11 protein-coding genes are annotated in these 14,279 nt (G+C 64.9%); 8 read left to right on the forward strand and 3 right to left on the reverse strand.

The features are described from left to right. Window positions 1-148 precede the first annotated feature (148 nt). Window positions 149-940 carry a lytic murein transglycosylase gene (locus ACV959_RS12105; protein WP_475736843.1) on the forward strand — a complete coding sequence of 264 codons (792 nt, stop codon included), beginning with the start codon at window positions 149-151 and terminating at the stop codon, window positions 938-940. Between the two features lie 104 nt (window positions 941-1,044). Here ACV959_RS12105 and ACV959_RS12110 read toward each other — a convergent pair whose 3' ends face one another. Then, window positions 1,045-1,878: a hypothetical protein gene (locus ACV959_RS12110; RefSeq protein WP_475736844.1), complete on the reverse strand. Its 834-nt coding sequence runs from the start codon at window positions 1,876-1,878 to the stop codon at window positions 1,045-1,047. A gap of 403 nt (window positions 1,879-2,281) precedes the next feature. Here ACV959_RS12110 and ACV959_RS12115 point away from each other — a divergent pair, with 403 nt between their 5' ends. Beyond that, entirely contained in the window at window positions 2,282-3,049 is a 768-nt protein-coding gene (locus ACV959_RS12115) for a Bax inhibitor-1/YccA family protein (RefSeq protein WP_475736845.1), read from the forward strand. Between the two features lie 51 nt (window positions 3,050-3,100). Here ACV959_RS12115 and ACV959_RS12120 read toward each other — a convergent pair whose 3' ends face one another. Continuing rightward, window positions 3,101-3,523: a DUF2794 domain-containing protein gene (locus ACV959_RS12120; RefSeq protein WP_475736846.1), complete on the reverse strand. Its 423-nt coding sequence runs from the start codon at window positions 3,521-3,523 to the stop codon at window positions 3,101-3,103. A 468-nt stretch (window positions 3,524-3,991) separates the two neighbouring features. On the opposite strand from ACV959_RS12120, the gene htpG reads away from it, so the two are divergent. The 3 genes from htpG (at window position 3,992) to ACV959_RS12135 (ending at window position 8,184) form a co-directional block, all read left to right on the forward strand. Further along, complete coding sequence (htpG, locus tag ACV959_RS12125; RefSeq protein ID WP_475736847.1) at window positions 3,992-5,890, forward strand: molecular chaperone HtpG; 1,899 nt, start codon at window positions 3,992-3,994, stop codon at window positions 5,888-5,890. A 20-nt stretch (window positions 5,891-5,910) separates the two neighbouring features. Then, a complete protein-coding gene (gene prmC, locus ACV959_RS12130) occupies window positions 5,911-6,810 on the forward strand; it encodes a peptide chain release factor N(5)-glutamine methyltransferase (protein WP_475736848.1) in 900 nt (299 codons plus the stop codon). A gap of 531 nt (window positions 6,811-7,341) precedes the next feature. Continuing rightward, entirely contained in the window at window positions 7,342-8,184 is an 843-nt protein-coding gene (locus tag ACV959_RS12135; RefSeq protein WP_475736849.1) for a DUF4167 domain-containing protein, read from the forward strand. Window positions 8,185-8,235: 51 nt separating this feature from the next. On the opposite strand, the gene ACV959_RS12140 is transcribed toward ACV959_RS12135, so the two are convergent. Continuing rightward, window positions 8,236-8,994, reverse strand: coding sequence for an MOSC domain-containing protein (locus ACV959_RS12140; protein WP_475736850.1), 759 nt, complete (start codon window positions 8,992-8,994; stop codon window positions 8,236-8,238). A gap of 278 nt (window positions 8,995-9,272) precedes the next feature. Between ACV959_RS12140 and ACV959_RS12145 the strand changes: the two genes are divergently transcribed. The 3 genes from ACV959_RS12145 to clpB all read left to right on the forward strand — a co-directional run bounded on the left by ACV959_RS12145 (window position 9,273) and on the right by clpB (window position 14,191). Then, a complete protein-coding gene (locus ACV959_RS12145) occupies window positions 9,273-10,148 on the forward strand; it encodes a hypothetical protein (protein ID WP_475736851.1) in 876 nt (291 codons plus the stop codon). A 46-nt stretch (window positions 10,149-10,194) separates the two neighbouring features. Then, the gene (locus ACV959_RS12150; protein WP_475736852.1) at window positions 10,195-11,301 is read left to right on the forward strand and encodes a zinc metalloprotease; all 1,107 of its coding nucleotides are present in this window, start codon (window positions 10,195-10,197) and stop codon (window positions 11,299-11,301) included. 262 nt (window positions 11,302-11,563) lie between these two features. Next, on the forward strand, window positions 11,564-14,191 hold the full coding sequence (gene clpB, locus ACV959_RS12155; protein ID WP_475736853.1) for an ATP-dependent chaperone ClpB: 2,628 nt from the start codon (window positions 11,564-11,566) through the stop codon (window positions 14,189-14,191). The last annotated feature ends 88 nt before the right edge of the window (window positions 14,192-14,279 follow it).

Here is a 14,279-nt window from a genome sequence, read left to right on the forward strand (position 1 = left end):
CCTGAAACGCGACCAAACTAGACGCCGCCTCTTGATTGCGCAAGAACAATATATGAACATACGCGCGATTGAACGACGCGTGGTTGCCGCTGGAACAAAATTGTTTAGGCTCGCGGGCGTTTCGAAAAGCCCGAGGAGGAGGCCGATGATGAGATCAAGCACAGCCGGCGCTATTTTGATGGTGGCGTCCGCGCTGGCCGGCGCGGCGCCCGCGCAGGCGGCGCGCTGCGGTAATGGCGCGGGCGGTTTCGAGGCCTGGAAGCAGGAATTTGCAGAGGAAGCGCGGGGCCGCGTCGGTGCGACCGGCATCGACGCGCTGATGAACACGCATTACAATTCCGCGACAATTTCGGCCGACCGCGGTCAGAAGAGCTTCCATCTTTCGCTCGACGCCTTCATGGCGAAGCGCGGCGCGTCGGCCATCGTTGCGCGCGGGCGGCAACTCAAGCGGTCCCAGGCCGCCCTCTTCTCCTCCATCGAAAGCCGTTACGGCGTGCCGCCGGGCCCGCTCCTCGCCATCTGGGGCATGGAGACCGGGTTCGGCGCCGTGCATGGAAACCAGCACGCCCTTTCGGCGGTCGCGACGCTCGCCTACGACTGCCGGCGGTCCGAATATTTCACGGACCAGCTCTACGCCGCCCTCCAGCTCATCGATAGCGGCCGGCTGTCGCCGAATGCGCGCGGCTCCATGCACGGCGAGATCGGCCAAACGCAGTTCCTCCCGAAGAACATCCTGCACTATGGCGTCGGCAATCTCGACAATGCTTCCGCGGCGTTGATGTCGACGGCGAACTTTCTTCACGCCCACGGTTGGCGGGCTGGCGGCGGGTATCAGCCGGGCGAACCCAATTTTGACGCCATCCAGGCCTGGAACGCCGCTTCCGTTTATCAGCGCGCGATCGCCATCATCGGCAAGCAGATCGACGGCGGCGACGACTGAGAGCTTGCGCTGGCGCGCCGCCAAAGACGAACCCGAAAGCAAATCGCCGCCCCGGTCGGGGCGGCGATTTCATCATCAAAGACCAAACTCCCACGACGCGCTGATCACTCCGCGGCTGTCTTGTATTTCTCGGCGTCGTCGCCGTCGTCATCATGGCGGTTAGCTTCGCCGTCGGCCTTGTCGGCCGGCTCTGCTTCACCCTGAGAGCCAGAGGCGGCGACCGACTCTGCATCCGATTCCGCCTCGGCGGCCGGAACCGGCGGCGTCTTGAAGGCGGCGGCGGCGGTCGTGATATTTGGCGGCGGGTTGCGACGACGGTGGACGAGGTAGATTGCGAAGGCAGCGATCACGCCGATCGCGAGCGTCAGGTAAACAGGCAGGTCGCGCATGAACGTGCGGTCGACCGAAAAGGGGAACCGCGAAACCCAGCGCTCGCCGTGATCGCCCGTCACCGTGACGATGCCGACGAAGTAGCCGCCTTCCTTGAAAGTGTGCTCGAAATTGACCGTGCCGGTGGGATACACCTTCGGCGGCTGGTAGGCGACCGTCACGGCCTCGAGATTTTCGTTCTCTTTCTCCTCGCCGCCCACATCCTTCACGATCCGAAGCTCGATCTTCATGTCGCGCAGCTCTTCCTGCTCCGCGTCCAGCACCATGATCATGGGACCGGTCGACGGAATGTCCTCGCAGAACTCGTTCTTCGAGGCTTCCGGCAGATAGCCGGTGAAGTTCATGATGTCTGGACCGATGAACAGGCGGCAGCGGCCCTCCGCGGCGCCGAGCCGCCCGTGCGCTTCGGCCGGCGCGGCAGCGAATCCGACAAAGGCCAGAGCCGCGGCGACAGCAAGCAACTTCAACGACTTAGCGAAAAGGCGAGGGCAAGAGGCTGTAGCACCGTCACTCATGTTCTCCTCCTGGTCTTCGTGTGACAAGGACACGCGACGCTCAGGAAATTTCGGAATGCGTCGCGCAAATCCCCACTGCGCCTGGGAAGGTCGGACGACGCCGTTGCGCCGATGTTAGCGCATTCTCATGGGACAGCAAGGGTGCGACAATAGGTCATCTATCCCGCTCTGCAACATGACCTGTAGCTGCGAGGTCGAGCCGCCGCCCCGCCGAGCGAACGCTCCCGGACGCAGGCGCGCCTCCGGCCCGTTTTGCGACGCAACAGCCGCGGCCGGAACGATCCCTTAAGGCTGCTGGCGCCTTAACAAGAGTTCATCCGGCAGCGCCTTGCCTCATCAAATGCGCCAAGCCATATTGCAGAGAGCCATAGTGGCTGGGCCGTTGGCGATGGCGGAATGCCGCGCGCGACCGGCCTTGGAGATCGAGAGGATCGCAATGTCTCACTACGACCGCAATACGAGCTTCGGCTACGGCCGCGGGGTCGCTCGGTCGACCACGGCCGAAATCGACGAGGGCCTGCGCGCCTACATGCTCGGCGTCTACAACTACATGACGCTTGGCCTGGCCGTGACGGGTCTCGTGGCGCTGGGCGCCTACATGCTGGCGGTGACGAAGGTCGAGGCCGGCCAGGTCATGCTGACCCCCTTCGGACAGATGATTTACGCCTCGCCGCTGCGCTGGGTCATCATTCTGTCGCCGCTCGCCTTCGTCTTCATGATCGGCGCGCGCGCCAATACGATGTCCGCCGCGACGGCGCGCAACCTGTTCCTGGCCTTCTCGGCCGTGATGGGTCTGTCGATGTCGTCGCTGCTGCTGGTCTTCACCGGCGTGTCCGTCGCCCGGGTGTTCTTCATCACGGCGGCCGCGTTCGGCGGGCTGAGCATATACGGCTATATGACGAAGCGCGACCTCTCCGCCTTTGGTTCGTTCCTCGTGATGGGCGTATGGGGTCTCGTGGTCGCCGGCCTCGTCAACCTGTTCCTGCAGTCGAGCGGGCTTCAGTTCGCGCTGTCGATCCTGTCCGTTCTGATCTTCTCCGGCCTGACCGCCTGGGATACGCAGAACATCAAGGACATGTATTTCGAGAGCGACGGCTACGAAGTCGCGCAGAAAAAGAGCGTGTTCGGCGCGCTGTCGCTGTATCTCGACTTCATCAACATGTTCCAGTCGCTGCTGTTCCTCTTTGGTCAGCGCAACGACTGAGAACCTTGGCGCGATCAAGGAAAGCCCCGGCGAGTCCGGGGCTTTTTTTTGCTATTCCACGCCGACGAGTTTCAGGCCGCGGTCGAGCGCCCGCAGAACGCGGGAGAGATCGTGTCCCCGCCGAAGCACGAGTCCGGAGGACGCAATCACCGCATAGGCGCCCTGGCGCCGCGCGAGTTCGGGATTTTTCTCGATCCGATAAAGAGGCGCTTCGCTGGCGCGTCGAAAAATCGAGAACACGGCCTTCGCCGGCGTGAAGTCGAGCGCGTAATCGCGCCACTCGCCCGCGGCCACTTTCGCGCCGTAGAGATTTAAAAGCGCGTTGAGTTCGCGCCGGTCGAAAGAGACCAGCCCCGCGCTTTTCGACTCGCTCTTGCCCCCCTGTCGCTCGGTCTGAATCGCGCGCATCGATCCTGCGACCACGACCAGCGCAGGGCGGGAACGGCTGGGCTCCGTCGGCTCCGACTCCGCCATCCGACCTTCTCCTCACACAACTGTCATGTTTGCGCGATGGAGGCGAGAGGGCAAGCGCCGTTTGTGCTATCGAGGACGCAATTCGTTTCGACCTGCCTTGAGCGTAGCAAATATCTAAGAAAAATCACAATCTTGCCGAGATTGGGCCTCTTGCATGTCCAACGTGTCGCCCAATATCTTGTCCTCATTGCTGCGACTGGCTTCGACGCGCTTTTCCGGTTTTCGTCAGCCCCCCAGCCCCCCGGGATCGCAAGTCGGCGGTCAACAAAGTCGTAGCGATGGACGGGTCGGCCGGGAGAAATCCCGCGCCGACCCTGTCTTTTCCGGAATTTGCCGAGCAAACCGTTTTCCAAGCCTTGCAAAATCGCGTCGAATGACGAACTGACGGATCGCGGCCGCAAGACCGCCCTCTTTCCCCTTCAAATCAGGCGCTCCTGTTTTGGAGCTGGAACTTTTTTCGGAGACCGCATGACCAACGACGCTGCCACAGCAGACGCGCCGCAGGCCGCTCAATTCGGCTTCGAGGCGGATGTCGCGCAGCTTCTCGAACTGATGACGCACTCCGTTTATTCGGAGCGCGAGGTTTTTCTGCGCGAACTGATCTCCAACGCGGCCGACGCCTGCGAAAAACTGCGTTACGAATCGCTTTCCGACGAAAAACTCGCCGCCCAGGCCGGCGCGCCGCTCGTCGTCATCTCGCTGGACAAGGAGAAGCGGACGCTCACTGTGGCCGACAACGGCGTCGGCATGTCGCGCGAGGAACTCATCAGCGCGCTCGGCGCCATCGCCAATTCGGGCACGCGCGCCTTTCTCGAAAAGCTCGGCAAGGAATCCGGCGATCAGGGCGCCTCGCTCATCGGCCGATTCGGCGTGGGCTTTTATTCAGTCTTCATGGTCGCCGATCTCGTCGAGGTCGCGACGCGCCGCGCGGGCGACGATCAGGCGTGGCTGTGGTCCTCGCAGGGCAAGGGATCGTACGCGATCGTCCCTCTCCCGCTCGAAGACGCGCCGGCGGTCGGCGCGCGCGTGACTCTCCATCTCAACGCGGAGAGCGAAGAGTTTCTTGAGCCCTGGCGAATCGAAAGCATCGTTCGCGAACATTCAGGCGCGGTTTCGACGCCTATCAACCTCGTCGAGGAGCCCGGCAAGGAGCCGCGCCGCATCGCCGACGGCGTCGCCTTGTGGACCCGGCCGAAATCGGAGATCACGCAGGAGCAGTACACGGATTTTTACCGCCAGCTCTCCGGCGCCTTCGACGAACCGGCGCTGACGATCCATTGGCGCGCGGAGGGCCGTTACGAATATACGGTCCTCGCCTTCGTGCCCGGCTCCCGGCCGTTCGATTTCCTGGACCCCGACCGCAAGAGCAAATCCAAGCTCTATGTCCGGCGGGTATTGATCTCGCGCGACGTCGAGATCCTGCCGGAGTGGCTGCGTTTCGTGCGGCTCGTCGTCGACAGCGCGGACATTCCGCTCAACGTTTCGCGCGAGATGGTGCAGAAAAGCCCCGTCCTGGCCGCGATCGGCAAGGCGGTCGCCGGCCGCATCCTTCAGGAACTGACCAAGCTTGCGGAAAACGAACCCGAAAAATTCGCGAAAGTCTGGGACGATTTCGGCGCCGTTCTGAAGGAGGGCCTCTATTTCGACCCGAGCCGCCGCGACGAACTTTTCGCGATCGCGCGTTTCGCCTCCACGAAATCAGAAACGAAAACGCGCACGCTGAAGGATTACGTCGCGGATTTGCGCGAGAACCAGACTGCGATCTACTACATCGCCGGCGACGACGCGAAACGGCTTGCGACGAGCCCGCAACTCGAAGGTTTTCGCGCGCGCGGCGTGGAGGTCCTGCTGCTTGACGACCGGGTGGACCCCTATTGGACAAGCAATGCGCTCGGCTTCGACGGTAAGCCGTTCAAATCCGTGACGCAGGGCGCGGCGGACATCGACCTGATTCCGCTCGTCGAGAAACCGAAGGATCAGTCGCCCCCGTCGGCGGACGTCGGCGAACTCGTGTCGGCGCTCAAGGAGACGCTCGCAGAGTCGGTGGAGGACGTTCGCGTCTCCACGCGCCTGACCGAAAGCGCCGCCTGCCTCGTCGCCTCCGACAAGGGCTTCGACCGGCAACTGGAGCGAATCCTCGCGCAAAGCGGACAGAAAGCCATGTTGGGCAAGCCCGTGCTGGAGATCAACGCCAGGCATCCGGCCGTCACCGCGCTCGTCGCCCTGTTGCGCGACAAGGGCCGCGCGGACGCGGCGGACGGCATGCATCTGCTGCTCGACCTCGCGCGCGTCGCCGACGGCGATGCGCCTGTCGATCCGGCCGCCTTCGCGAGGCGCCTCGGCGCGCTGATCGCCAAAGTCATTTGATGAGAAGCGCGCCGGCGCCTGTGCGTCGAACTTCCGCCGGCGCGCCCGAAACTCCGCCCTCGCGCGCGCAGGCCATCTCCGAGGTCGCGGCTTATCTCGTCGAGAGCGGGATCGAGGCGGCGCTCGCGCAGGAAGACGCGCGCGCCTTGTTGCGCGCGGCGGCGGGGCTGACGCGGCTCGATCTCGCCATGGCGCCGCAAGCGCCGCTCTCGGACGAGGAAGCGTCGACGCTGTCGCGCCTCGCGGCGCGGCGAGCGGCGCGCGAACCCGTGTCGCGAATCCTCGGCGAGCGCGGGTTCTGGACGCTGGACCTCATCGTCGCGCCCAATGTGCTCGATCCTCGCGCGGATACGGAAACGCTCGTCGAAACGACTCTGGCGCTGATCGAAAGGCGCGACGCGCGCTTGACGATTCTCGATCTCGGCGCGGGAACCGGCGCCATTTCCTGCGCGTTGCTGAGCGAATTGCCGGCGGCGCGTTGCGTCGCCGTCGACCTGTCCGAGGACGCCTGCGCGACGACGACTGCAAATCTCGCGCGCTGCGGGCTTTCGGAACGCGCGCGGGCGGTGCGCGGACGTTGGGGCGACGCGCTCGCGGGGCCCTTCGACGTGATCGTTTCCAACCCGCCCTATGTGCGCGCGACGGACATCGCGACGCTCGATCCCGAGGTCAGGCTGTACGACCCTCGGCTCGCGCTCGACGGCGGAACGGACGGCCTCGACTGTTATCGGGAAATCGTCGCGGACCTGCCGCGGCTTCTCGCGCCGGACGGACTCGTGGCCTTCGAAGTCGGTCACGACCAGGCGGTGAGCGTCGCGTCCATTCTCGGCGCGAAGGGTTTCGCCATCGCGCGCGTCGGCCGGGACGCGGGCGGCCATGAGCGCGTCGTCGCCGCCCGCCGGGCGCAGCCACGCCAGTGACAAAATGGTTACACCCGGGCTTTTTCGGGAGAGTCGCGCGGCGCCGCACTTGGCGCAGGGGAGCGCAGCTACTATAGTCAGCTCAAATCCAGCTGTTCGTCGAAATCGAGAGAGGAATCTCGATCTCTTCCGGCTCCGCCTCGCGAGCGGACGCGCGGGACCAGCCGGCAGACGCCGGCGGCAAAGCTGTAGATCTCGGTGGAGTATCGCCACGTCGACGGTAGCGGCGCGCATTCCTTGAAGATGCGCGAGAGCCTCAGTTCGCCGGGCCCCGAGTAAAACGGGCGCGCGGCGTCGCGGCGCGAGACGGAAACGGGTCAGCAGCGGAAAGCGGCGGGAAATTTGGACCGGAAGGGCGCGGCCAGGCGCCTTTTGAACGGATATGTCTGTGCGCCCGAGAACAGGCGCGCGCCGTCCTGTCGTCCCGGCGGAAGGAGCCACAGGCGGCGTCCAGCAGACAATTTGGGTCAGTCGCGCACGGAGCGTGCGAAGCTTTCGGGGGAGTGGATGAGACCAGGACAAAACAAGAGAATGCGGGGGCGCAGCGGGCGCAAGGGCCCCAACCCGCTCACCCGCTCCTACGAATCGAACGGGCCGGACGTCAAGATTCGCGGAACCGCGCAGCATATCGCCGAGAAATATTTGCAGCTCGCCCGCGACGCCCAGTCCTCCGGCGACACGATCATGGCCGAGAGCCTGCTGCAGCACGCCGAGCATTATTTCCGGCTGATCGCCGCGGCTCAGCAGGCCCAGCAGCAGGCGAATGGCTTCGGCCGACCGCAGATGGAAGCGGAAGTCGACGTGGACGACGACGACGATTTCGCCGCCCTGCCCGACCGTTTCGCGCCGCTCTCCGAGCGCCTGCCGCCGCCGGTCTATCAGTCGTCGCCGCAGCCCTTCGCGCCCCAGCAGTCGCAGCCGCATTTCGCGCCGCCTCAAGCCCAGCCACAACCCTTCGAGGAGCGCCCGATCGGCGACATTCGCGTCGATGCGCGGCCGGAGCGCGGCGAACGGCCGCCCCGGCCGGAGCGCCCGCCGTTCCGCGAACGCGGCGGCGAGGGCGAACCGCGCCGCTTCGAGCGCAACCGCGACCGCCGTTTCCCGCGGGCCGAGCCGAGCGACCAGCCGGCGCCGGAGCTGCCGTCCTTCATCACCGCGCCGCCCGCGCGTCCGGCCGCGGCCGAAGCGGAAGCGCCCGAGCCAGGTTTCGCGCCCGCCGAGCGCCCGCAGGCCCGCGAGCATGAAGGCGTGAACTTTCATTTGAGTTCGCGCCGCCGGCGCCGACCGCGTCCGCCGGCGGAAGAGGCGGCCGGCGAGGCGCGCGAGGAGGCCTCGCAGCCGACGGAGCTGCCGTTCGAGCCGGACCGGATCTGATTACGAAAATCGCAAATATTGGAGCCGTCCCATGGGGCGGCTCTTTTCATGTCAGGCGATCGTCAGCGCGTCCCCGACCGCGATGCGCCCGCCGCACGCGATTCGGGCGTAGACGCCGCAGTCGATATGACCGAAATTCACGCGCAGCGTCCGCACGACGTCCATGTCGCGCCGGCCCGTGCCGGGCTCGACGCCGGTGGCCGCGCAGCGATCGGTCATTTTCAGCACATCGAGCGCGACCTCGCCGATCATGAGCCGGCGACCCAGCCATCCCGCCTCCGCCCAGGGCTGCGCGCCCGCGACATAAAGATTGCCGCGAAAGCGCAGCGGATCGACGCGCGCGCCCTGCGCCTTCTCGATCTCCGAGACGCTCGCGAGATTGATGATGGAGACGAAGCCGGATTTCGAATCCGTGAAGCGAAACCCCGCCGGCGCCTCGAGCAGCTTCACGGGGCCTCGCACCTCCGGCTCCCCGATGACGTGCGTTAGAAACGCCTCGATCGCGGCGCGTCCTGCCGCCGTCCGCAGGTCGCCGCGCGCGGCCTCGCGCCCCTCGCGCCAGATCGTCAGCGCGCCCGACTTCTCGTCATAGCGCGTCGCGAGGCCCGCCAGCGCGGCGTTCTTCATCAGCATCAGGAATTTGATCTTGGGCTGATGCTCGGGGGCGGTCGCGTCGAAACCCGAGGGGCCATTCTCCAGCGCGAACAGCCGGTCGCAGGGGAAATAGCCGCCCGCGGGCAGTTCAGCCGATTTGAGCGGCTCCGGCGAGAGACCCTTGACGGGATAGCGATAGAGACTGTCGATGCGCATGGCGGCTCCTGCTCGTTTTTCGGGATCGGCGGCCGCCGCTGATCGAGCAGATTTTACGACAGCTCGAATTCAGGGCCAGACCGGCCCGGCGAGCGGCTTGTGCGACCGCGCACATTCTTCCGGGAGCCACGCCGTTACAACCCCAATGTCCGATTGAAAAGCCTTTCGGGCTCACTGGGCGGCGAATTCACGGGGGCTCCCGCGAGCGCCGCACGACGAAGAGGGGTGTCAAAATGTCTAAGATCAAATCCTTTAAGGCGCTCGGCTTGGGAAGCGCAGTGCTTTTCGGAAGCGTCGCCTCCGCCTCCGCCTCGGACCTGCAAAGCCTCGTCGAGAAGTCGAATCTCGTCGTTCGCACCAGGGTCGCCAACGTCGAATACAAAACCGGCGGACCGGGCGGCTTGCCGTATACGATCGTCACCTTCAACGTACAGGGCGCCTCCCGCGGCGCGGCCGGCGGATCGATTGTCATCCGCTTCCTCGGCGGACCCGACGGACAGGGCAACGTCACTGAGGTCTCCAACGCGCCGATCTTCCAAAAAGGCGATGAGGACATCCTCTTCATCAACAACAACGGCCAGAACAATGGCTGCCCGCTTGTCGATTGCGCGGAAGGCCGCTTCCGCGTCCTCAGGGGCGCCGTTTATGACAGCAATGGCGCGCCGGTCCGTTCCCTCGCAAAGGGCGAAATCGTGGCGAATGGCCAGCCTCCGAAGGAATTCCTGACCGTTCGCTATCCGGCGCCGAAATTCGACGACCTGGTGAAAAACCCCGAAGCCCGGGCGGCCATTCTCGCGCGGGGAATGCCTTTGGAGCAGGCGCGCAAACAATATGAGGCGAACAAGCAGGACATCGTCATGACGATGGTTCCCAGCGGCGGCCAGACCTCGGCGACGGCCGAGGCCGGTCCTACGGTGTCCGCCGACGCCTTCATGAGCGCCGTGTCCGCCAAGGCGCAATCCGTCCGGGCGCCGGCCGCCGCCTTCGCCTCCTTCAATGCGCAGGCTGCCGGCTCCGCCGCCGCCTTTCTCCCGGCCGCCGCGCCGCTATCCGCCGGTCAGCGTCCGATGGCGCAGCGTCCGGCCGACGCGATCGAGGAAGAGCGACGCCTTCCGAAAGACGACGTCTCCCGGCTTCCGAGAAAGGGACAGTAATCCCGAACTTTTCGAGAGAGAATTTCTTCATCAGGGGCACACGACAATGCGTAAACACTTTGCAATCATCGCCGCCTCCGCGGCGTTCCTTTCCAGTGCGGACGCTTTCGCCTATAGCTACTGGACCTGCAACGGCTCGCCAATCAAGTGGAGCGGCAACAATGTCACGATGCGGGCAAGCCCGGTCAGCTTTCCGACGGGTTATTGGCGCAACGCGCTGCAACGCGCCGTCGACATCCACTATCGCAACCCCAGCAATTTCTTTTTCACGCTGGGCACCGACGACACGACGTGGCGGTCAGGCAACGGGGTGAACGAAATCTTTGGCACGAACGATTCCGCGGTCCATGGCGGCGCGCCCGCCGCCGCCCTCACGCGGCGCACCTGCTACTGGGCGTTCGGCTGGCATTACGGGATCAGCGAGTCGGACATCTACTTCAACTACAGCGCTCCCTGGCAATGGACGGGCGACGAACTGAAGACGAGCCTGTGGACGTACAACTTCAATGGGTCGGGCTTGCGCCAGCTGCAAGCGACGGCGATTCATGAACTCGGCCATTCCTCCGGCCTCGGACATGAAAATCGTTGGTACAACATGATGGGCACGGACTTCCAGCATATCTGGGCGAACGGCTCTACCGCCTACGGATATCTCGGCGGCGATTCCGGCCAGGGCTCCGCGTTCCTTTACGGATGGTGGTCGGCCGGACGCGACTTCAGCGCGGCGCACTGGGCATATATGGGCGTAAGCGGCGAATATTCCGCCCATCGGCGCACACAGGTCTACAACACGTCCGGCGCCGCGCTGCCAGTCGCGAACGTCAACAATGAACGCGGCCATTTGGTCAGCCGCGGTCAGACGGTGCAGGTCGAGTTCACCTACGAAAATCAGGGCAGCGTAACGCAGACAATGCCGCTGCGCTGGGTGATTTCGACCAATGACATCATCTCGACGGCGGATACGACGATCGGCACGGGAAGCGTCACGCTGACCCCGGGCGCACATTGGACCGCGCGGACCACGCTGACCTTGCCGAACTGGCTGACCCCCGGCGTCAACTACTGGATCGGCGTCATCGTCGATCCGCTGAACGCAAACGCAGACAATTATCGGCAGAACAACGCGACCTACATCCCGGTCAGAGTCCAATAATAATAGACTGGGTATCTTAAACGGCGGCCGGCCGGCGCCTCGCGGAGCCGGCCGGCCGGCCATTTGAGATCCCAAATCCCGCCAAAGCCGCGGCGCGGCCGCGCCCCTTCGCCGCACCCCGGCCCCTTACGTTCTCGCGCGATTCCCCCTTCAACTCCCGGCCTCTCTCCCCATATCGCTTCCGAGGGCCGCCGGAAGGGGCCGCAATCTGACGGAGGCGCGTCGCCTGACGGGGCTCGCCTCAAGGTCGAGAGGGGAAATTATGAATTTCGAGAAATACACCGAACGCGCGCGCGGATTCGTGCAAAGCGCGCAGAGCCTCGCCACCCGCGAGGGGCATCAACAGTTCACGCCCGAACATATTTTGAAGGTTCTGCTCGACGACGAGCAGGGTCTTTCCTCGGGCCTCATCGACCGCGCGGGCGGCAATTCGCGCGAGGCGCTGGCCCGCACCGAGGCCGCGCTGGCGAAGCTTCCCAAGGTCGGCGGCGCCGGCGCGGGGCAGTTGTATCTGGCGCCCGCAACGGCGCGGCTATTCGCCAACGCCGAGCAGATCGCGCAGAAGGCGGGCGACAGCTACGTCACGGTCGAGCGCCTGCTGCTGGCGCTGGCGCTGGAGAAAGACGCCGAAGCGTCGAAAATTCTCCGCGACGCGGGCGTGACCCCGCAGACCCTGAACGCCGCGATCGAGGATTTGCGCAAGGGCCGCACGGCGGATTCGGCTTCCGCCGAAAACGCCTATGACGCGCTGAAGAAATACGCCCGCGACCTCACGGAAGCGGCGCGCGAGGGCAAGCTCGACCCCGTGATCGGCCGCGACGAAGAAATTCGCCGCACTGTGCAGGTGCTGTCGCGCCGCACGAAGAACAACCCCGTGCTGATCGGCGAACCGGGCGTCGGCAAGACGGCGATCGTCGAAGGACTGGCGTTGCGCATCGTCAATGGCGACGTGCCGGAATCGCTCGAAGACAAGAAGCTGCTCGCGCTCGACATGGGCGCGCTCATCGCCGGCGCGAAATATCGTGGCGAGTTCGAGGAGCGCCTGAAGGCCGTGCTCAGCGAAATCACCGCCGCCGAGGGCAAGATCATCCTCTTCATCGACGAGATGCACACGCTGGTCGGCGCCGGCAAGGCGGATGGCGCGATGGACGCCTCGAACCTCTTAAAGCCCGCGCTCGCGCGCGGCGAGCTGCATTGCGTCGGCGCGACCACGCTCGACGAATACAGGAAGCATGTGGAGAAGGACGCGGCGCTCGCCCGCCGCTTCCAGCCCGTATTCGTCGACGAGCCGACGGTCGAGGATACGATCTCGATTCTGCGCGGGCTGAAAGAGAAATATGAAATGCACCACGGCGTGCGCATCACCGATAGCGCGATCGTGGCGGCGGCGACTTTGTCGAACCGTTACATCTCCGACCGCTTCCTGCCCGACAAGGCGATCGACCTTGTGGACGAGGCTTCGTCGCGCCTGCGCATGCAGATCGACTCCAAGCCCGAAGAGCTCGATGAACTCGACCGCCGCATCATCCAGCTCAAGATCGAGCAGGAGGCGCTGAAGAAGGAAACCGATCAAGCGTCCAAGGATCGTCTTGCAAAGCTCGAAGGCGAATTGGCGGAGCTGGAGGAGAAATCCTCCGCGCTCACCGCACGGTGGAAAGCGGAGAAGGACAAGCTCGGCAGCGCCCAGAAACTCAAGGAGCAGTTGGAGCAGGCGCGCAACGAACTCGCCCAGGCGCAGCGCAGGGGCGAATATCAACGCGCAGGCGAACTTGCTTATGGAGTGATCCCGGAGCTCGAGAAAAAACTCGCGGAAGCCGAGGCGGCCGAGGGCAAGGGCGCGCTGATCGAGGAGGCCGTCACCGCGAACGACATTGCGCAGGTTGTGTCCCGCTGGACGGGCGTGCCTGTCGACAAGATGCTGGAAGGCGAACGCGAAAAACTTCTCCACATGGAGGAGGAACTCGCCAAGCGCGTCGTCGGGCAGCGCGAAGCGGTGGAGGCGGTTTCGACCGCCGTGCGCCGCGCCCGCGCCGGCCTACAGGATCCGAACCGCCCCATCGGCAGCTTCATTTTCCTCGGCCCCACAGGCGTCGGCAAGACGGAGCTCACCAAGGCGCTCGCGAACTTCCTGTTCGACGACGAGACGGCGATGGTGCGCCTCGACATGTCGGAATACATGGAGAAGCACTCGGTCGCCCGCCTCATCGGCGCACCGCCCGGCTATGTCGGCTATGAGGAAGGCGGCGCGCTGACGGAAGCCGTTCGCCGCCGGCCGTATCAAGTCGTGCTCTTCGACGAGATCGAGAAGGCGCACCCGGACGTGTTCAACGTGCTGCTGCAGGTGCTCGACGACGGGCGCCTGACGGACGGCCAGGGCCGCACGGTCGACTTCAAGAACACGCTGATCATCATGACGTCGAATCTCGGCGCCGAATTTTTGGTGATGCAGCGGGAGGGCGAGGATTCGTCGGCGGTGCATGACGAGGTGATGTCGGTGGTGCGTTCGCACTTCCGGCCGGAGTTCCTGAACCGCGTCGACGAGATCATCCTGTTCCACCGACTGCGTCGTGAAGATATGGGCGCGATCGTCGACATTCAGGCGAAGCGGCTCCAGAAGCTTCTGGAAGATCGCAAGATCACGCTGCGTCTGGACGCCAAGGCGCGTGACTGGCTCGCCGCCAAGGGCTACGACCCCGCTTACGGCGCGCGTCCGCTGAAGCGCGTGTTGCAGAAGGAGTTGCAGGACGCGCTGGCCGAACGCCTGCTCGCGGGCGAGATCGTGGATGGGGCGACGGTGGAGATTTCCGCCGAAGGGTCCGCGCTCACGATCGACGGCAAACCGACGCATGGGCCCGCGCGGCCGGTGTTGCGGACGGTGGGGAACGCGTAAGGCGGAGCGGAAAGCATGTGATGACGCCCCTCGCGCGTCGAGACGCCTGCTTCGCAGGCTCCTCAGCACGATTGGCGTTTTCCTTGCG

This window comes from Methylocystis sp. Se48, from assembly GCF_056269425.1.

Coding starts and splice junctions, on each gene's coding strand:
- ACV959_RS12105 (WP_475736843.1), top strand. CDS start 149: ATGAGATCAAGCACAGCCGGCGCTATTTTGATGGTGGCGTCCGCGCTG.
- ACV959_RS12115 (WP_475736845.1), top strand. CDS start 2,282: ATGTCTCACTACGACCGCAATACGAGCTTCGGCTACGGCCGCGGGGTC.
- ACV959_RS12120 (WP_475736846.1), bottom strand. CDS start 3,523: ATGGCGGAGTCGGAGCCGACGGAGCCCAGCCGTTCCCGCCCTGCGCTG.
- htpG (WP_475736847.1), top strand. CDS start 3,992: ATGACCAACGACGCTGCCACAGCAGACGCGCCGCAGGCCGCTCAATTC.
- ACV959_RS12135 (WP_475736849.1), top strand. CDS start 7,342: ATGCGGGGGCGCAGCGGGCGCAAGGGCCCCAACCCGCTCACCCGCTCC.
- ACV959_RS12140 (WP_475736850.1), bottom strand. CDS start 8,994: ATGCGCATCGACAGTCTCTATCGCTATCCCGTCAAGGGTCTCTCGCCG.
- ACV959_RS12150 (WP_475736852.1), top strand. CDS start 10,195: ATGCGTAAACACTTTGCAATCATCGCCGCCTCCGCGGCGTTCCTTTCC.
- clpB (WP_475736853.1), top strand. CDS start 11,564: ATGAATTTCGAGAAATACACCGAACGCGCGCGCGGATTCGTGCAAAGC.